This window comes from Blastomonas sp., from assembly GCF_030373265.1.
Taxonomy (GTDB): domain Bacteria; phylum Pseudomonadota; class Alphaproteobacteria; order Sphingomonadales; family Sphingomonadaceae; genus Blastomonas.
Genome location: NZ_JAUCZC010000009.1, coordinates 19,119 through 36,949 on the forward strand (window position 1 = coordinate 19,119; position 17,831 = coordinate 36,949).

Genomic DNA, 17,831 nt, shown 5'->3' on the forward strand with positions numbered 1-17,831 from the left:
GCTTGTACGAATCCCGGTCGCCAGCCTTAGCGCGCATTCGAAAGGGTGCAAATGCAGCCGGACCACGCGCGCGCATCGCCACGGCGACGCAATCGCGCTGTATCCTGCATCCATGGAAGCCTTTGCGCATAGTCACACCCCGTCTGCCTCGCCGCAAATCCTGCGGCGGCAGATACTGTCCTCGGTGCGACCCGGTCGGATTCTATCGGCTGCTATAATCTCCCCAGGCCCGCGTGACCAGTTCCGCGGCGGGATGGACGCAGATTATCCGGCAGCCGATGAATGCCGGCTGTCTGTCAGAACCCTCGAAATTCGATGGCATCGGTCAGGTCGACCCGCGGCACCGCGAAATTGTTGATCGGCGCATCGGGGTCGCGATAGCCCACCGCCATACCGGTGAAGAAGATATAGTCGTCGCTGATGCCTAGCAGCTCGCGCATGTAACTGCCATACATCGCCCAGATTTCCTGCGGGCAGCTGTCGAGCCCGGCTTCGCGGAGCAGCAGCATTACGGTCTGCAGCCACATCCCCATGTCGGACCATTGCGGCGACCCCATATAGGTGCGGCAATAGGTGAAGATCTGCACCGGCGCGCCGAAGCTGTCCCAGTTCTTGCCCATCTGTGCGATGCGCCCCGCAGCATCGTCCCGCGCGAGCCCCAAAGCATCGAACATCCTCTTGCCGACCAGCCGCCGCTGCTCCTCGTAGCGGCCTTCGAGGCCCTTGGGGTAGATGTCGTATTCCATCCCCGCGCCCATCGGCTCCTCGGCCGCCTTGGCCTTGATCTGGGCGGTGAGGTCAGCGAGCGGCTCGCCGGTCAGCACAATGGCGTGCCAGGGCTGGGTATTGCCCCCCGATGGCGAGCGCTGCGCCTTGGTCAGGATCTCCGTGATCGTCTCGAGCGGCACCGCATCGGGCCTGAACTGGCGCACGGACCGACGGGTGGCAACGGCTTCGGATACGTTCAAGGCGGGTTCTCCAGATCGGGATCAGTGATTTAATCGCTTGGTTAATCGCAGCAAACCGCTTTAGCAACACCTGATGCAGGTGCGTCTATTTGCCGAACATTTCGCGCAAAATGGCGAGCAATGCAGACAAAGCCGTCCCGTCGATCTTGCCAAGATTCTTTATACCCCGCGCCCTGTCTACCGCGCGCATCTGGTCAGGCAGTAAAAGGCCGTCGCGCCCCTGGAAGCAGACCTCCAGTCGGAAAGGCGCCTCAAATCCGCCACTCGTCATGGGAACGATGATCACCGTCTTAAGTCTTGCGTTCAGCACATCGGGGCTCACAATCACGCAGGGTCTGGTTTTCTGAATTTCAGCGCCGCGTGTCGGATCGAGCGCGAACAGCCAGACCTCTCCCTGCTGGGGGAAGGCGCGTTTCACCACGTCAAGCTTTCGTCGTCATCGTTGGCAAAGCCAAGCCAGTCGGCCGACGCCTCATCGAGCTCGCTATCCCCGATGATCTGTGCCGCTTCTGCCCAGCCATGGTGACGGTCACGAACGATCGGCGTCGCCACCACGCGCCCGTTTTCAACGACGACGTCCATTTCGGTACCCGTGCTCACGCCCAGCTCGTCCAGAACTGGCTTGGGCAATATCATACCGGTGGAGTTACCCATTTTGCGAAGAGCAGATTTCATGGCCGAACTGTTATCACAAAGTTATAACATAAGCAATGAGTCAGCTTGCTATGCGTCGTCGAACAACCCCGCCAGCTGCTCGACCATCGTGCCGCCCAGCTGTTCTGCGTCCATGATCGTCACCGCGCGCTTGTAGTAGCGGGTGACGTCGTGGCCGATGCCGATGGCGATCAACTGGACCGGCGACATCCGCTCGATCCAGTCGATGACCTTGCGCAGGTGCTGCTCGAGATACGCGCCGTGGTTGACCGACAATGTCGAGTCATCGACCGGCGCGCCGTCGGAGATCACCATCAGGATGCGCCGCTCCTCGTGGCGCGCGAGCAGGCGGTTGTGGGCCCAGAGCAAAGCCTCGCCGTCGATGTTCTCCTTCAGCAACCCCTCGCGCATCATCAGGCCAAGGTTCTTGCGCGCGCGCCGCCAGGGCTCGTCGGCCTTTTTGTAGACGATATGGCGCAGGTCGTTGAGCCGGCCTGGGAGCTGCGGGCGGCCTTGCGCCAGCCAGTCCTCGCGGCACTGGCCACCCTTCCACGCCTTGGTGGTGAAGCCCAGGATCTCGGTCTTGACCCCGCAGCGTTCGAGCGTGCGCGCCATGATGTCGGCGCTGATCGCCGCGATGCTGATCGGGCGTCCGCGCATCGATCCCGAATTGTCGATCAGCAAGGTCACGACGGTATCGCGGAAGTCGGTTTCGCGCTCGATCTTGTACGACAGCGAATGTCCCGGCGCGACCACGACCCGCGCCAGACGCGCGGCATCGAGCATGCCTTCTTCCTGGTCGAAGTCCCAGCTGCGGCTCTGCTGCGCCATCAACCGCCGCTGCAGCCTGTTGGCAAGCTTGGTCACCGCGCCCTGCAGATGCGCCAATTGCTGGTCGAGATAGGCGCGCAGCCGCAGCAGTTCGTCCTCGTCGCACAGGTCGGTGGCCTCGACCACCTCGTCGAAGCGGGTCGACCAGGCCTTGTACTCGAAGTCCGAGGGCAGATCGGTCCATGGGCGGTTGGGCCGGGTCGGCATCATGCCATCGTCGCCCATCTCGCCGGGGTCGCCGTCGTCGCCCTGCTCCATTTCGCCTTCGGTCTCGGACTGGTCGCCGTCCTCGTTCTCGCCGGTCTGCTCCTCGCCGCGCGCTTCGGTCTGGCCCTGATCGGAACCGTCCTGCTCGCCGTCCTGGTCTTCGGGCTCGCCTTCCTCGGAGGAATCGTCGTCGTCGCCGTCGTCCTGGCTGTCCTCCTCGTCCATCTGGCCTTCGGTAAGCTCGAGATGTTCGAGCAGCCGGGTGGCGAGCGCGGCAAACGCGCCCTGGTCGTCGAGGGACAGCGCGAGATTGTCGATATCCTCGCCGCCCTTGTCCTCGATCCATTCTCGTACCAGATCGACCCCGGCGACCGCGCCCGCGGGCATCGGCTTGCCGGTCAGCCGCTCGCGCACGATCAGCCCGAGTGCGGTCGAGAGCGGCACCTCATCGACTTTGGTTGCCCGCGCGATCGGGTCAGAGCGCATCCGCATTTCCAGCGCGGCATCCAGATTGGCGCCCAGCCCGGTCATCGAGCGGGTGCCCAAAGCCTCGATCCGCACCTGTTCGACCGCATCGAAGGCCGCACGCGCCACCGCCTCCTTGGGCGCATTGGCGTTGTGCTGCATGGCGTTGTGATGCTTGAGCCGCAGCGCATACAGATCGGCAAAACCGCGCGCCTCGGCGACCTGATCGGCGGGCAATTTGCGCCCCGGCATCGGCACGCGCAATTTGTTGCCCGATTGCGACGGCGGATCGGCGGTGAACGCCACCTCGACCTCAGGCTCGTTCGCGATCGCGCGCGCTGTGCCGGCCAGCACGTTCTTCAGGTCATCGAGCGGGGTACGATTTGTCATACCCTATGGCTGGAGATGGACACGACCGATGTCAAGCAGACGGCGGCGCTGCGGCGCTTATTGCGGCGGTTCGGATGGCGGAGGGGGCGGCGGGCGCTGCCGCTGGACGCTCGCGCCGTTGCCGTCGACCGTCACCGCCACGGGCGCGCCACCGACATCGCCCGAAATGGTGACGCCCTCGGGCGTGACTCGGACATTCGTACCGCCGACCTGCGCATCGATCTCGCCCTCGATCAACGGACCGATGACGGGATCAGAGTCGATCTCTTCGGGGGGTGCCGCAGGCGCGGCACGCCGTGGCGGAACCGCGCCGCGCACTGCCTCGCCCATGAACTGCCGCCAGATGCGCGCGGGCAGACCGCCGCCGCGGATCCCCTGCATCGGGCTGTTGTCGTCGTTGCCGATCCACACGCCGACGACGAGATCGCCGGCATAGCCGACGAACAGCGCGTCGCGGTTGTCCTGGCTGGTGCCGGTCTTGCCGAAATTGGGGATGGAAAGGCTCGCCGCCCGCCCGGTGCCGCGGTTGACCGCCGCGCGCAGCATGTCCTGCATCTGCTCGTGCACCCGCGATGAATAGCTGTCGGGGCCCTCGACCAGCCACTCGAACCAGCCCTGCTCCTCGCGCGCAAAGGCGTGCGGCTCGACCGGCCACTGGTTGCCCGCGACCCCGGCAAAGGCTGCGGTGAGCTCGATCAGGCTGGCGCTGGCGCTGCCCAAAGCCAGGCTGGGGTCGCCCTCGGTAAAGGGCCCCTTGAGGCCAAGCTGGGTCGCCTGCTTGATCACGGCCTCGCTGCCCAATTGCTGGAACAGCCGGACGGCAGCGACATTGCTCGAATGGATGAACGCCTCTTCGAGGCTGATCGTGCCGCGATAGCGGTCGCCGGCGTTGCGCGGACGATAGGTACCGGTGGTGATCGGGCTGTCATCGACAAGCGTCTCGGGCTCCATGCCGGCCTCGAGCGCCGCCAGATAGACGAACAGCTTGAAGGTCGATCCCGGCTGCCGGCGCGCCTGGGTCGCGCGGTTGAAGGGCGAGTCCTTGTGGTTCTTGCCGCCGACCATCGCGACCACTTCGCCATTGGTGCGCATCGCCACCAAAGCCACCTGCGCCTTGCCAAGCCCTGCGCGCGAAACGATGCGCTCGGCAGCGCGCTGCAGCCGGGCGTCGAGCGTCGTCGTGAGCTCAAGACGGGCGTGCGACATTTCCGTCAGCGCGCGCGCCTGCGGCATCGCCCAGTCGGCAAAATAGGTGCCGTTGGCGATCTTGGGTCGTTCGTGCACGTCTAGCCGCGGCGAAGGCAGCGCATCCGCCTCCGCCCGCGTCATGAAGCCTGCATTGACCATCGCGGTGCGCACCATCGCTGCGCGACGGCTCGCGCCTTCCCAGTTGCGGGTCGGGGCAAAGCGCGAGGGGGCCTGCACCAGCCCTGCGAGCAGGATCGCCTGCTCGGGCTTGAGCCGCTCGGGCTGACGATCGAAATAGTGCAGCGATGCCGCGCGCAGCCCGTACACATTGTCGCCGAAATAGGCGTTCGAAAGATAACGCCCGAGGATCTCGTCCTTGGTCAGCCAAGCCTCGAGCCAGAACGCGATCAGCATCTCGCGCAACTTGCGTGTCAGGCTGCGTTCGGGGGTGAGAAAGCTGATCTTGGCGAGCTGCTGGGTGATCGTGCTGCCGCCCTGCGTGCCGCTGTCGCCTGACACGTTCGCCCAAAGCGCGCGTGCGAGGCCGCGCGGGTCGATGCCCCAGTGCGAATAGAACCGCCGGTCCTCGATCGCCAGGAACGCCTGTACGACATGCACAGGCAGGCGCTCGACCACCACCGGCTCTTCCACCACCGCCCCGCTGCGCGCGATCGGCGTGCCATCGGCGGCGAGCAGGGTGATTTCGGGCGGCGCGATCGGCTGAAGCGACTTGGACAGCGGCGCTGTGATCGCCAGCCAGCCCAGCAGGATCAGGAACAATGCGAACCCTGCCGCGATGATCCTTTTGCCCCACCACCAGCGCGTTCGCGGCGGCTTGACCGGTTCGGGCTGAGCAACGCCGTCGGCAGTGTCAAGCCACGGATTGCGCGCCTCGCCCAGCCCCGCAGGAGGCCACGGCGCATCCGCAGGAGAAGCCCCGCCACCCCCAAAACGCCCCGATCCGAATCGCATATTCTTGAACACAGCGGTGTATTATATCAATATGACAGCGGTGGCCAGAGCGCCCTCACGTGTCCAAAGCTGCCCGGCAGCACTCTGCCAATTGCGGCACGTCGTTTTTGGCTGCTGCGTATATAATTTCGTGATCCACCATGTCATATTCATGACGCAGTCTGTTGCCCAATCCACGCAAGGCATGGAACGGAACGTCGGGAGCGATGGTGGCGATCCGCTCCTCTCCAATCCTGATGACGGCCTCCGTTATGCGCTGCAGACACCGCTCAATCGCATCAACCGTCATCCGACTGGCAGAGAATTGCTGGAGGGTCATGTCAGCCAGGTAATCTGCAACGAATTCTGCATTTTCGATGATGTCCTGCAGGCGATCGTGCTCCCGGTTAGAAGACATCAACTCGGTCCCGGTCGATCGCAATCTGCATTCTCGGTTTGCGAGCAGGTTCCGCTACCAAATCAACCTTTACGGTAAGAATTTCCTCCAACCGGTCTGCAATCTTGGCATATTGGAAGACGCCAACTTGCGCGACTGCAGCGAAGCGCGCAGCCAGATCGATATCGGACTGCGGGCCCTCTTCGCCCCGCGCGGTTGAACCAAACAGGGACAATCGCTCAACGCCAAGCGCGCGAAGCTCGGCCTCGTGTGCCTTCAATCGAGCAATCGCTGTCGCCTTGTCCATCGCAACCTCGCAAAATCACCCCTTGCCGATGATGCTCTCGGGCAGATCCTCACCGAACACGCGCTGATAATATTCCGCCACCAGCATCCGTTCGGCCTCGTCGCATTTGTTGAGGAACGACAGCCGGAACGCGAAGCCGATGTTGTGGAAGATCGCGGCGTTCTGTGCCCAGCTGATCACGGTGCGCGGGCTCATCACGGTCGAGATATCGCCGTTGATGAAACCCTGGCGGGTGAGATCGGCAACCTTGACCATGTTCTTGACCACCTTGGGATCGGTCTCGCCGACCTTGGCGAGCACCACCTTGGCTTCGGTCTCGGCGGGCAGATAGTTGAGCGTGCACACGATGTTCCACCGGTCCATCTGGCCCTGGTTGATCTGCTGGGTGCCGTGATACAGCCCGCTGGTGTCACCCAGGCCCACGGTGTTGGCGGTGGCGAACAGCCGGAAATACGGGTTCGGGCGGATCACCCGGTTCTGGTCGAGCAGCGTCAATTTGCCCTCGGTCTCGAGCACGCGCTGGATCACGAACATCACGTCGGGGCGGCCCGCGTCATATTCGTCGAACACCAGAGCAGTCGGGGTCTGCAGCGCCCAGGGCAGCAGGCCCTCGCGGAACTCGGTGACCTGCTTGCCGTCGCGCAGCACGATCGCGTCGCGCCCGACCAGATCGATACGGCTGATATGCGCATCGAGGTTGATGCGGATGCACGGCCAGTTGAGTCGCGCGGCGATCTGCTCGATGTGCGTCGACTTGCCCGTGCCGTGATAGCCCTGCACCATCACGCGGCGGTTGTGGGCAAAGCCCGCCAGCACCGCGAGCGTGGTTTCCGGGTCGAACACATAGCTTGGGTCGAGATCGGGAACGCGCTCGTCGGCCTCGCTGAAAGCGGGCACTTCCATGTCGATGTCGACGCCGAACACGTCGCGCGCCTTCACCATCCGGTCGGGGGCATCAAGCACGGTGCCGTCGCGGCTGTCAGGCTGGGTATTGGAAATATCTGTCATGGTGGTGTCCGCTAATTGTCGGTCGTTTGGGGGATGCCCCTGCCCGATGGCATCATCAGGCAAATGCAGCAAGTTTGCGCAAGTGCGTATAGGCGGCGATGACCTCCTGCAAGGCTTTCTCGTGGCTGCGGTCGCCGCCGTTACGGTCCGGGTGATAGGCGCGGACCAGCTTTGAATACGCCTGGCGGATCGTGGCGCGGTCGGCGTCCGCACTCAGCCCCAAAGTCTTGAGCGCGCTGCGATCGGCGACGCTGAGCCCGCGCTGCGCCGCGGCGCGGTCGTTGGCCTGGGCGGCGGCGCGATCCTTGATGTTCTGCCGAAAGCGCGCGCCGATGGCATCGAGCGGATCCGAAAAGTCGCCCCAGCGCGGCGCCTGGCCCGCACCTGCGGCAAAGGCGCGGGTCTCGCGGTCCCAGCCCGAGGTTGGCCGCTGCGCCTCGTAGATCTCTTCGGCGCTCATTCCCGCGAAGAAATTGTAGCGTTCGTTGAACGCGCGGATGTGCTCGAGGCAGAACCAGCGATAGCGGCCCGGCCCATCGAACTGCGCCCCATGCGCGCGATTTTCGGCCGGCGGCGCGCGAAACTCGCCATCCTCGGGGCACTCGGCCCAGTCGCAGCGGTGTCCGGTCCCCTCGACCCGCCCATGGAATCGCGCCCGACGCCGTGCGCTGCCGCCATCTCGCTGCGATCCTCCAGAGTCCGTCAAAATCCACGCCGTCCGTTGCTGCGTGCCGCCTCGTATTGCGGCAAGGAACGGTCTATATAGGGTGGCATGGACACGAAAACCAAGGGCCCGATGGCCAGCGAAATCGAAAACCGGCTGAGGACGGCGCTATCGCCGCTGCAGCTCGACGTGATCAACGACAGCGCCAAGCACAGCGGCCATATGGGCGATGACGGCAGCGGCGAATCGCATTTCACCGTGATCATCGAAAGCGCCGCCTTCACCGGCAAGTCGCGGCTCGAACGCCAGCGGATGGTCAACGCCGCGCTGGGCGACCTGCCGGGGCAGAAGGTCCACGCGATGGCGATCAAGGCCCGCGCACCCGGGGAATAACCCTGCGCAATCACACCGCCTCGTTCACCTCCGCACTCGCCGCCGACCGCGTGCAGGTCTGGCGATCGGTGACATCGCTGACCGGATTGCGGCGCGAGATGATGCCGGTGCTGGCGATGACGTCGCCGCCGGGGGTGGATAGTCTGACTGACCTGCCGCTGACGCCAGGCCAGCCGCTGTTTCGCAGTCGGCTGCTGCTCGGCGGCTTCCTCCCAGCCGGGACGAGCGCGCTCACTTTGCTCTCGCTGGAGCCAGGATCGGGGTTTGTCGAGCAATCACCGATGACCGGAATGGCGCAGTGGCGGCACGAGCGCCGGCTGACCGATGCCGGCACCGGCTGCAAGGTCACCGACACGCTGGAGTTTGAACCAAAGATCCTGCCCGACGTGACGGCTGCGCTGATCCGCATGTTCTTCGACCACCGGCACCGTCGACTGCGGCGCATGTTCGGACAGATGCCTTGACGCTTTTCGGCAGAAATGGTTGGCATGAGCCTTCGCCGTCAGATCCTGTGGGGACCATGTGATGACCGATTTTGCACTCACCCGCATCGCGCTGCCCACCGGGGTCGAACTCGACGTCGCGATCACCGGCCCCGCCGACGCGCCGCCGCTGATCCTGCTGCACGGGTTTCCCGAATCGCACCGCACGTGGCGCTACGTGATGGCGCATTTCGCCGACCGCTACCGGCTGATCGCACCCGACCAGCGCGGCTTTGCAGGGTCCTCCAAGCCCGAGGGCATCGAGGCGTATCAGCCCAAGGCCATGGTCGCGGATCTGCTGGCGCTGGCCGATCATCTGGGTATCGACACCTTCACCCTGGTCGGTCACGACTGGGGCGGCGCGATCGCGTGGATGGCCGCGCTCAATCATCCCGACCGGATCACCCGGCTGATCATGGCCAATTCCGCGCACCCGTTCACCTATCAGAAGGCGCTGTTCGATGACCCCGACCAGCGCGCCTCGGCGCAATACATCACCGAAATGCGTCGCCCGGATTTCGAGCAAATCGTCGCGCAGATGGGCTGGGATGCCTATTTCGATTCGCGCTTTGCCGAACCCAGCGCGGTGGTCCACATCACGCCGGAGGAACGCGCGATCTACCTCGCGCAATGGCAGACCCCCGGCGCGTTCACCGCGATGGTCAACTGGTACCGTGCCAGCCCGCTGATCGTCCCGCCGATGGAAGGGGAAGTGGAGCGGCCCGCATATCTCGACCGCCCCTTCCCCCCGGTGACCCAGCCGACTTTGCTCTATTGGGCGATGGACGATTACGCGCTGCGTCCGTCCTTGCTCGTCGGCATCGACACCCTGGTTCCCGACCTGACGCTGGTGAAAGCCCCCGGCGGGCATTTCGTGCCGTGGGAACAGCCGGATGCGTTGATCGCGGCGATGGAAGAATGGTTGGCCGATCCAAACGATCAGGCCCCATCCGGGCGATAGCCGGCTATTTCTATTCAGTCCGCCCGCGCCGACAGCGCCGGATCGTCGCGGACGCTATCCCGCCCTAACGTAGGAGCAATGCCAGTCCCCGCGTACGCCGGGGCTGGCACCAGGTGCGCACCGGCGTGGCCCAAAGCGCGGATGGCGCAGACAACAAACGCAAAGACTGCAAAGCCGCCCAGCACATCCACCAGATGGTGGCCGCCGTGCAGAAGGATGGCGGGCAGCATCAGGATGTTGATCGCAAGAAACACGGGAAACAGGCTGGTCCGCCGTGTGTAGAACACGGTCATCATGGCCATCACCGTGTGCATCGACGGGAAGGCGATCAGCCCCTGCAGCGACAAGGGTTCAATCACTTCCGACCCGTTATTGGCGATCAGCCGGAGATGCGCGATGTAGTCCGCATCGACGGTCAGACCGAGGCCATCGCGCAGGTGCGCGGGCAGCTCGACGATGTGTGCCGGTCCGAAGCTGGGGGCAACCGCCCAGATCGATATGCTGACGACACTCGAAAAAACGCCAACCAGCATGAATTCGTGCAGTGAACGCGTCCTGCCAGTGAACCCGAGCAGCCCGATGACGAGCATGAGCTGGAGCAGCGAGCTTTGGTAGACGATCCCCAGAATGTCGGAAAGCAGCTGCCGTCCTTCGAACCACATCACAAAGGCGGCCCATTCGAAACCGATCATGGCATCCAGCGCCATCAGCAGCGGGTCCAGTTTCGGGGCATCGGCGCTGAACAGCAGATAATTCAAGGTCGCGCCGGCGTTGGTGAACCCCACGTACAATCCGGTCACGATGAGGACCGTGGCGATCCGGTCGTTGTTGCGCGACGTTCTGTAGAACGTGCCCAGGACAACCAGACCCAGCGAGCAGAGATAGGGGAACGCGAACTTGCCCCAGGCCACCTCTCCGTATCCTTGAGAGGACAGCACTACCGACGCGCCGAAACACGCCAGGATCACCAGGAGCACGATGGTTTCTGCGGATGAAATCGTCTTGTGCATGCCCTGTCTCGCGATGGTGCCGCCGGAGCCCGCCCGATCGAGGTTCCGCGATAGGCGGCAAACCTTAAAATGCGGCTAAATCTGCCCGCATGTCCGGTTGCAGCCTTGGCCGAGCCATCAGGCGCGCGCGCCACGTCAGGCAAAAGGCCCCATCTCAGCGCCACCGCACCCAGGCGCCATGTGCCTGCGCTTCGCCGAGCAGACTCGGCTCGCAACCGCCGGGCCAGTACCGCACCTTCAACTCATGGCGGAAGGTCGCGCGGTTGGTTTCCAGCGCGATCCATCCCAGCGGGCGTTCCGCCGTCGCTGCGGCCCCCGCTCGGGCCATCGCGGCTTCGATCATCACCTGCCGCTCGGGCGGGATGTATTGCCAAACGATCGAATGCATCAGCACGCGGGTGACGCCCGGCTCCTGCGGCTCGGCCAGCCGCGCGGTGACCCAGTCGGCAGCGTCGGCCTGGACCAGATCGACTGGGCGCGCACGGATCATCGCGATGCCCGCCTCCATCCGTTCGAACCGCGCATGCGCCTCGGGCCAGATATAGGCGATCAGCCGGTCGGCAGCGGCGTCATCGCGCACATCGATCGGCTGGAGGTCGCAGCCGCGCACGCTGGTGATGTGGAAAGCCGTATCCGGTGGAGGCGCGCCCTGCCAGTCGGGGCGGATCGTGCACGGTGCATCCGCAGGGCCCGAGACCACCCCGCCAAGATCATAGCCATAACGGTCGATCAGCAGGTTCATCCCCGCGCTCGACCCGATCTCGCCCAGTTCGAACACAGCCGTCGTCCGGCTCGCCAGCCAGTGCAGCGCCGCGACGAAGCTTGCCGAGCGCCCCGCCTCGTTGGTCTGCGGCGGGCCGTCGAACCACGGCAGCAGCTCGGCATCGTGCGCGGCCACCACGTCTGCGACGATCGCATCGATCTGAGCCTGCCCCGTCACCTCGCGGGCGTAGACCGCGCCCAGCGCAGGCCCCTCCCCCTTGCGGAACAGATGATGCAGCCCGCCCGCCAGCCGCAGCGGCATTGCATCGGCGAGCACATCGCCCGGCCAATCCGCGATCCGTCGCCCGCACGCCGTATCTCCGCGTGCCAGGGCAATCAGCGCGCGGCAGATCGCCGCGGTCGCCGGCGCATCATTGGCCGCCACGTGATCGGCCTGCGCGCCGATCTGCCATGCGATTTCGTCGTGCCGCTCCATATTGCCCTTTGCCCTGCTTGGCCCTACATGCCGCGACCATGGCCGACACGCTGATCTTTGCAATCCCCAAGGGGCGAATCCTCGACGATGCCCTGCCCGTGCTGGCGCGGGTGGGGATCGAGCCTGCGCCCGAATTCCACGATCCCAAGAACCGCTCGCTGCGCTTCCGCACCAACCGCGCCGACATGGACATCATCCGCGTGCGCGCGTTCGATGTCGCGACCTTCGTGGCGCATGGCGCGGCGCAGATCGGCATCGTCGGCTCGGACGTGATCGACGAGTTCGATTATTCGGACCTCTACGCGCCCGTGGACCTCAACTTCGGCCATTGCCGCCTGTCGGTGGCAGAGCCCGTCGACGAGGCCGGCGCGCGCCAGCCGCGCCCGTCGCACATCCGCGTCGCCACCAAATATCCCAACATCACCCGCCGCCATTTCGAACGGCAGGGCGTGCAGGCCGAGTGCGTGAAGCTGAACGGCGCGATGGAGCTCGCCCCCTCGCTGGGTCTGGCGCGGCAGATCGTCGATCTGGTGGAATCGGGCCGCACGCTCAAGGACAACGGCCTGGTTGAAACCGAAGTCATCACGCAGGTGTCGGCACGGCTGATCATCAACCGCGCCGCGCTCAAAAAGGATCATGCGCGGCTGGGGCCGCTGATGTCCGCGTTCCGCGATCTCGCCGCCGAGCAGAGGCAGGCGGCATGACGCTGCGACTTTCCACGCGCGATGCCAATTTCGCCAAGGCGTTCGACCGGCTGGTGCGCGGTCGTCGCGAGAGCGATATCGAGGTCAGCCGCGATGTCACCGCGATCATCGCCGACGTCAAGGCGCGCGGCGATGCGGCGCTGATCGATTACACCGCACGCTTCGACAACCACAGCCTTGATGGCGACGGCTGGAGCATCGGCAAGGCGGAGTGTGCGGCAGCCTATGCGGCGCTCTCCGACGAGCTGCGCACCGCGCTCGATCTCGCCGCCAGCCGCATTCGCGCCTATCACGCAGCGCAACTGCCCGAGGACCGTGACTATACCGATGCCGCAGGCGTGCGCCTCGGTGCGCGCTGGACCGCGGTCGATGCTGCCGGGCTCTACGTGCCCGGTGGCCGCGCGGCATACCCATCATCGCTGCTGATGAACGCGATCCCCGCCAAGGTCGCAGGGGTCGAGCGACTGGTCGTCGTCACGCCCACGCCCCAGGGGATCATCAACCCGCTGGTGCTCGCCGCTGCGCATCTGGCAGGAGTCGACGAGATCTGGCGGATCGGTGGCGCGCAGGCGGTTGCGGCGCTTGCCTTCGGCACCGACACGATCCGCGCGGTCGATGTCATCACCGGCCCCGGCAATGCCTGGGTCGCCGAGGCCAAGCGCCAGCTTTACGGCGTGGTCGGCATCGACATGGTCGCAGGCCCCTCCGAGATCGTCGTGGTGTCGGACGCCAAAAGCGACCCCGAATGGATCGCCGCCGACCTGCTCAGCCAGTCCGAACATGACCCGACCAGCCAGTCGATCCTGTTCACCGACGATGCGGGCTTTGCCGACATTGTCGCGGATACCGTCGGTGTCCAGCTCGCCCAGCTTTCGACCGAACAGGTTGCAACCAAGGCGTGGGAAACCAACGGCGCGATCATCGTCGTCGACAGCCTCGAAGACGCGATGCCGCTGGTCAACCGGCTCGCCGCCGAGCATCTCGAGCTCGCGGTCGATGAGCCCGAAAAGCTGTTCGCCAAGGTGAAGCACGCTGGCTCGGTGTTCCTGGGGCGCCTCACCCCCGAGGCCGTCGGCGATTACGTCGCCGGGCCCAACCATGTGCTGCCCACCGGGCGGCGCGCACGCTTTTCTTCGGGCCTGTCGGTGCTCGATTTCATGAAGCGCACCAGCTTTATCGAGCTGGGTCGCGAAGGCCTGCAGGCGATCGGTCCGGCAGCGGTGGCGCTCGCCGAGATGGAAGGCCTGCCCGCGCACGCCGACAGCGTCCGGCGCCGCCTGACATGATGGAACCCCAATGAACCCAAAATCCCAATCCCGCTCCGCCGCCCGCCTTGCCGCGGTCCAGGCGCTGTACCAGCACACGATGGAGGAAATCCCCATCCCGCAGTTGCTGCACGAGTTCCACATGCACCGGCTGGGGGAGGAAATCGATGACGACCAGTTCGCCGACGCCGATGTCGACTTCTTTGACGATGTCGTCGAAGGCACCACTGCGCGGCTCGCCGAGATCGATGGGCTGATCGAGGGCAAGCTTGCCAGCGGCTGGTCGCTGACCCGGCTCGACCGCACGTTGCACCAGATCCTGCGCGCGGGCACCTATGAGCTGCTGGCGCGGCGCGATGTCCCGGTGGGCAGCGTGATCAACGAATATCTCGATGTCGCGCACGCGTTCTTCGACGCCAAGGACACGCGCTTTGCCAACGGGTTGCTCGACGCGATTGCCAAAGATGTGCGGGCATAACGGCCCATCTTCGTCATTCCCGCGAACGCGGGAATCCCGCTTCGGTGTGACGCTGGCGCAAAAGCGGGACCCCCGCCTGCGCGGGGGTGACGTAAAAGGTCAGGCTGTTTGGTCTTGACCACCGAGCCCGCCTTCATCGACCTGCTCCGCAAGCTCGCCACCGATCCGGCGGCGCGGGGGCTCAACGATGACGCGGCGGTGCTGACCATCGGCCAGCAGGCGCTGGTCGTCACCAAGGACATGCTCGCCGAGGGCGTGCACTTCCTCGCCGCCGATCCCCCCGCCGATGTCGCGTGGAAGCTGGTCGCGGTGAATGTGTCCGATCTGGCCGCCAAGGGCGCGACCCCGCTGGCCTGCCTGACCGGGCACACGCTGTCCGGGGATGCGGCGTGGGACCGCGCCTTTGTCGACGGACTGGGCGAGGCTCTAATCCATTACGGCATGATGCTGATCGGCGGCGATACGATCAGCGCGCCGGTGGGCACGCCGCGGGTGCTGTCGCTGACCGCGATCGGCCTCCCCTCGGTGCCGGTGCCGCCTTCGCGCAGCGGCGCGCTCGCAGGCGACGGGCTGTTCGTCACCGGGACGATCGGCGATGGCTGGGCCGGGCTGCAGCTGCTGCAGAAGGGCAAGAGCGCGCCGCCTTCGCTGATCGCGGCCTATCGCCGGCCGCAGGCGCGCATCGCCGATGGCCGCGCGCTGGCGCCGATCGCGCATGCGATGATGGACGTGTCCGATGGGCTGCTGATCGATGCCGCGCGGATGGCAGGCGCCTCGAACCTGGCGGTGCGGATCAATCTGGCCAAGGTTCCGCTTTCGGACGACTTCGTCCAGACGTTTGGCGCCGATCAGGCCTCTGCCCTGTCGGCCGCCACCGGTGGCGACGATTATCGGCTGCTGTTCGCCGCCGACAGCGAAGCGCATTTGCCGGTCGCCGCACAGCGCGTCGGCAGTTTTTCCGAAGGGTCTGGCCTCAGCCTGGTATGGAACGGATTGCCGGTCGATTTGCCAAAAAAGCTCGGCTGGCTGCACGGCTGAACCCTTAACTTTATTAAGTTGCGCCCCTGTAAACCCCGCTTATACCTATGCGCCGGGACGCTGACGTTCATGTGAAGGGCGCGGTGATCACCGACCTTGGCCAATATGGCCTTCGCTTTTTTGGGGGAGCGACGCATGAATGTTGTTTTGATAGCCATCCTTTGTGGGGTGGTTGCGGTTCTGTATGGAATCTTCACCAGCCGCCAGGTCTTGAGCCAGTCACCCGGCAACGCCAGAATGCAGGAAATCGGCGCCGCCATTCAGGAAGGCGCACAGGCCTATCTCGGCCGCCAGTATCGCACCATCGCCATCGTCGGAGCCGTCGTGCTGGTGCTCGTCTGGGCGCTGCTCGACAAGTTCGGCAATCCCGTCTCCGCCATCGGCTTCCTGCTCGGCGCGGTGCTGTCGGGCGTTGCGGGCTATATCGGCATGAACATCTCGGTCCGCGCCAACATGCGCACCGCGCAGGCCGCGAGCGTCTCGCTGCAGGCGGGCCTCACGCTGGCGTTTCGCGCGGGGGCGATCACCGGAATGCTGGTCGCCGGGCTCGGCTTGCTCGCCACCGCGGGCTATTTCTATTACCTCTATGCAGTCGCAGGCCATGGCCTGAGCAATCCCGAAGACCGCAACATCGTCAACGGCCTGGTTGCGCTCGCGTTCGGCGCGTCCTTGATCTCGATCTTCGCGCGTCTGGGCGGCGGCATCTTCACCAAGGCTGCCGATGTCGGCGCCGACCTGGTCGGCAAGGTCGAGGCCGGCATTCCCGAGGATGACCCGCGCAACCCTGCGGTGATCGCCGATAACGTCGGCGACAATGTCGGCGACTGCGCCGGGATGGCGGCCGATCTGTTCGAAACCTATGTCGTCACCATCGGCGTCACCATGGTCGCGATTGCGCTGCTGGTGGCAGGCGATGATGCCGCATTGCTGCCTTTGGTCGGACTGCCGCTGGGCGTCTGCGGACTGTGCATCCTGACCTCGATCATCGGCACCTATTTCGTGCGGCTGGGATCATCGAACTCGATCATGGGCGCGATGTACAAGGGCTTCGCGGTCACCGCGGTGCTCTCGGCGATCGGTCTGTATTTCGTCACCGATGCGATCATCGGCATGGGCAGCGCCTATTCGTTGAAGCCCGAGGAAGGCGTGATCACCCAGACCTTCACCGGAATGGACCTGTATCTGACGATGCTGGTCGGGCTGGGCGTCACCGGGCTGATCATCTGGATCACCGAATACTACACCGGCACCAACTATCGCCCGGTCCGCTCGATCGCCAAGGCGTCCGAAACCGGGCACGGCACCAACGTCATCCAGGGGCTGGCGATCAGCCTCGAGGCGACCGCGTTGCCGACGCTGCTGATCGTGGTCGCGGTGATCGTCGCGCACCAGCTCGCTGGCGTGGTCGGCATCGCCTTTGCCGCGACCGCGATGCTGGCGCTCGCCGGTATGGTCGTTGCATTGGATGCGTATGGCCCGGTGACCGACAACGCGGGCGGAATCGCCGAAATGGCAGGCCTTCCCGACAGCGTCCGCGAAAAGACCGATGCGCTCGATGCGGTCGGCAACACCACCAAGGCGGTGACCAAGGGCTATGCGATCGGCTCGGCAGGGCTTGCCGCGTTGGTGCTGTTCGGCGCGTACACCACCGACCTCAAGGAGTTCTTCCCCGATGTCCCGGTCGATTTCTCGCTGTCCAACCCGTACGTGATCGTCGGGCTGCTGCTCGGCGCGTTGCTGCCCTATCTGTTCGGCGCGATGGGAATGACCGCGGTGGGCCGCGCAGCGGGCGCGGTGGTCGAGGAGGTGCGCGAGCAGTTCCGCACCAACCCCGGCATCATGCTGGGCACCTCGAAGCCCGATTACGCCCGCACGGTCGATCTGGTCACCAAGGCTGCGATCAAGGAGATGATCATCCCCTCGCTGCTGCCGGTGCTCGCGCCGATCGTGGTCTATTACGTCATCACCGCGGTCGCGGGCCAGGCCAATGGCTTTGCTGCGCTGGGTGCGCTGCTGCTCGGCGTGATCGTCTCCGGCCTGTTTGTCGCCTTGTCGATGACCAGCGGCGGCGGCGCGTGGGACAACGCCAAGAAGTACATCGAGGACGGCAACCATGGCGGCAAGGGATCCGAAGCACACAAGGCCGCGGTCACCGGCGACACCGTGGGCGATCCCTACAAGGACACCGCAGGCCCTGCGGTCAACCCGATGATCAAGATCACCAACATCGTCGCCTTGCTGCTGCTTGCGGCACTTGCCGCCGGCTGAAGCT

Annotated in this window: 19 protein-coding genes; 8 read left to right on the plus strand and 11 right to left on the minus strand. The window is 65.1% G+C overall.

The features are described 5' to 3' along the window. Positions 1 to 296: 296 nt before the first annotated feature. The 9 genes from QUV11_RS07175 to QUV11_RS07215 all read right to left on the minus strand — a co-directional run bounded on the left by QUV11_RS07175 (position 297) and on the right by QUV11_RS07215 (position 8,072). Positions 297 to 968 carry a nitroreductase gene (locus QUV11_RS07175; protein WP_300881290.1) on the minus strand — a complete coding sequence of 224 codons (672 nt, stop codon included), beginning with the start codon at positions 966 to 968 and terminating at the stop codon, positions 297 to 299. A gap of 85 nt (positions 969 to 1,053) precedes the next feature. After that, positions 1,054 to 1,386, minus strand: a complete 333-nt coding sequence (locus QUV11_RS07180; RefSeq protein ID WP_300881291.1) for a type II toxin-antitoxin system PemK/MazF family toxin — start codon at positions 1,384 to 1,386, stop codon at positions 1,054 to 1,056. Next, complete coding sequence (locus QUV11_RS07185) at positions 1,383 to 1,643, minus strand: AbrB/MazE/SpoVT family DNA-binding domain-containing protein (protein ID WP_300881292.1); 261 nt, start codon at positions 1,641 to 1,643, stop codon at positions 1,383 to 1,385. Before QUV11_RS07185 ends, QUV11_RS07180 begins: the two co-directional genes overlap by 4 nt. Positions 1,644 to 1,691: 48 nt before the next feature. Further along, positions 1,692 to 3,515, minus strand: a complete 1,824-nt coding sequence (cobT, locus tag QUV11_RS07190; protein WP_300881293.1) for a cobaltochelatase subunit CobT — start codon at positions 3,513 to 3,515, stop codon at positions 1,692 to 1,694. 57 nt (positions 3,516 to 3,572) lie between these two features. Beyond that, a complete protein-coding gene (locus QUV11_RS07195) occupies positions 3,573 to 5,675 on the minus strand; it encodes a transglycosylase domain-containing protein (RefSeq protein ID WP_300881294.1) in 2,103 nt (700 codons plus the stop codon). Between the two features lie 55 nt (positions 5,676 to 5,730). Continuing rightward, positions 5,731 to 6,072: a HepT-like ribonuclease domain-containing protein gene (locus tag QUV11_RS07200; protein ID WP_300881295.1), complete on the minus strand. Its 342-nt coding sequence runs from the start codon at positions 6,070 to 6,072 to the stop codon at positions 5,731 to 5,733. Then, positions 6,062 to 6,358 (minus strand): nucleotidyltransferase domain-containing protein, encoded by a 297-nt coding sequence (locus QUV11_RS07205; RefSeq protein WP_300881296.1) that lies wholly within the window; start codon positions 6,356 to 6,358, stop codon positions 6,062 to 6,064. The genes QUV11_RS07200 and QUV11_RS07205 overlap by 11 nt, the downstream gene beginning before the upstream one ends. Before the next feature lie 15 nt (positions 6,359 to 6,373). After that, entirely contained in the window at positions 6,374 to 7,366 is a 993-nt protein-coding gene (gene cobS / locus QUV11_RS07210) for a cobaltochelatase subunit CobS (protein WP_289619658.1), read from the minus strand. A gap of 55 nt (positions 7,367 to 7,421) precedes the next feature. Next, complete coding sequence (locus tag QUV11_RS07215) at positions 7,422 to 8,072, minus strand: J domain-containing protein (protein ID WP_289619657.1); 651 nt, start codon at positions 8,070 to 8,072, stop codon at positions 7,422 to 7,424. Between the two features lie 66 nt (positions 8,073 to 8,138). On the opposite strand from QUV11_RS07215, the gene QUV11_RS07220 reads away from it, so the two are divergent. The 3 genes from QUV11_RS07220 to QUV11_RS07230 all read left to right on the plus strand — a co-directional run bounded on the left by QUV11_RS07220 (position 8,139) and on the right by QUV11_RS07230 (position 9,866). Beyond that, positions 8,139 to 8,423 carry a BolA family transcriptional regulator gene (locus tag QUV11_RS07220; RefSeq protein ID WP_300881297.1) on the plus strand — a complete coding sequence of 95 codons (285 nt, stop codon included), beginning with the start codon at positions 8,139 to 8,141 and terminating at the stop codon, positions 8,421 to 8,423. A 68-nt stretch (positions 8,424 to 8,491) separates the two neighbouring features. Beyond that, positions 8,492 to 8,887, plus strand: a complete 396-nt coding sequence (locus tag QUV11_RS07225) for a hypothetical protein (protein WP_300881298.1) — start codon at positions 8,492 to 8,494, stop codon at positions 8,885 to 8,887. A 61-nt stretch (positions 8,888 to 8,948) separates the two neighbouring features. Further along, positions 8,949 to 9,866, plus strand: coding sequence for an alpha/beta fold hydrolase (locus QUV11_RS07230; RefSeq protein WP_300881299.1), 918 nt, complete (start codon positions 8,949 to 8,951; stop codon positions 9,864 to 9,866). Positions 9,867 to 9,880: 14 nt separating this feature from the next. Here the strand turns inward: QUV11_RS07230 and QUV11_RS07235 are convergent, their stop codons facing one another. Further along, positions 9,881 to 10,876 carry a phosphatase PAP2 family protein gene (locus QUV11_RS07235; RefSeq protein WP_300881300.1) on the minus strand — a complete coding sequence of 332 codons (996 nt, stop codon included), beginning with the start codon at positions 10,874 to 10,876 and terminating at the stop codon, positions 9,881 to 9,883. Between the two features lie 154 nt (positions 10,877 to 11,030). Then, positions 11,031 to 12,074: a DUF2332 domain-containing protein gene (locus tag QUV11_RS07240; protein ID WP_300881301.1), complete on the minus strand. Its 1,044-nt coding sequence runs from the start codon at positions 12,072 to 12,074 to the stop codon at positions 11,031 to 11,033. 38 nt (positions 12,075 to 12,112) lie between these two features. Here QUV11_RS07240 and hisG point away from each other — a divergent pair, with 38 nt between their 5' ends. The 5 genes from hisG to QUV11_RS07265 all read left to right on the plus strand — a co-directional run bounded on the left by hisG (position 12,113) and on the right by QUV11_RS07265 (position 17,827). Next, positions 12,113 to 12,778, plus strand: a complete 666-nt coding sequence (gene hisG, locus QUV11_RS07245) for an ATP phosphoribosyltransferase (protein ID WP_300881302.1) — start codon at positions 12,113 to 12,115, stop codon at positions 12,776 to 12,778. Further along, positions 12,775 to 14,064 carry a histidinol dehydrogenase gene (hisD, locus tag QUV11_RS07250; RefSeq protein ID WP_300881303.1) on the plus strand — a complete coding sequence of 430 codons (1,290 nt, stop codon included), beginning with the start codon at positions 12,775 to 12,777 and terminating at the stop codon, positions 14,062 to 14,064. The genes hisG and hisD overlap by 4 nt, the downstream gene beginning before the upstream one ends. A gap of 10 nt (positions 14,065 to 14,074) precedes the next feature. Beyond that, a complete protein-coding gene (nusB, locus tag QUV11_RS07255; protein WP_300881304.1) occupies positions 14,075 to 14,521 on the plus strand; it encodes a transcription antitermination factor NusB in 447 nt (148 codons plus the stop codon). 114 nt (positions 14,522 to 14,635) lie between these two features. Further along, a complete protein-coding gene (gene thiL, locus QUV11_RS07260) occupies positions 14,636 to 15,559 on the plus strand; it encodes a thiamine-phosphate kinase (RefSeq protein WP_300881305.1) in 924 nt (307 codons plus the stop codon). 135 nt (positions 15,560 to 15,694) lie between these two features. After that, complete coding sequence (locus tag QUV11_RS07265) at positions 15,695 to 17,827, plus strand: sodium-translocating pyrophosphatase (protein WP_300881306.1); 2,133 nt, start codon at positions 15,695 to 15,697, stop codon at positions 17,825 to 17,827. Positions 17,828 to 17,831 lie beyond the last annotated feature (4 nt).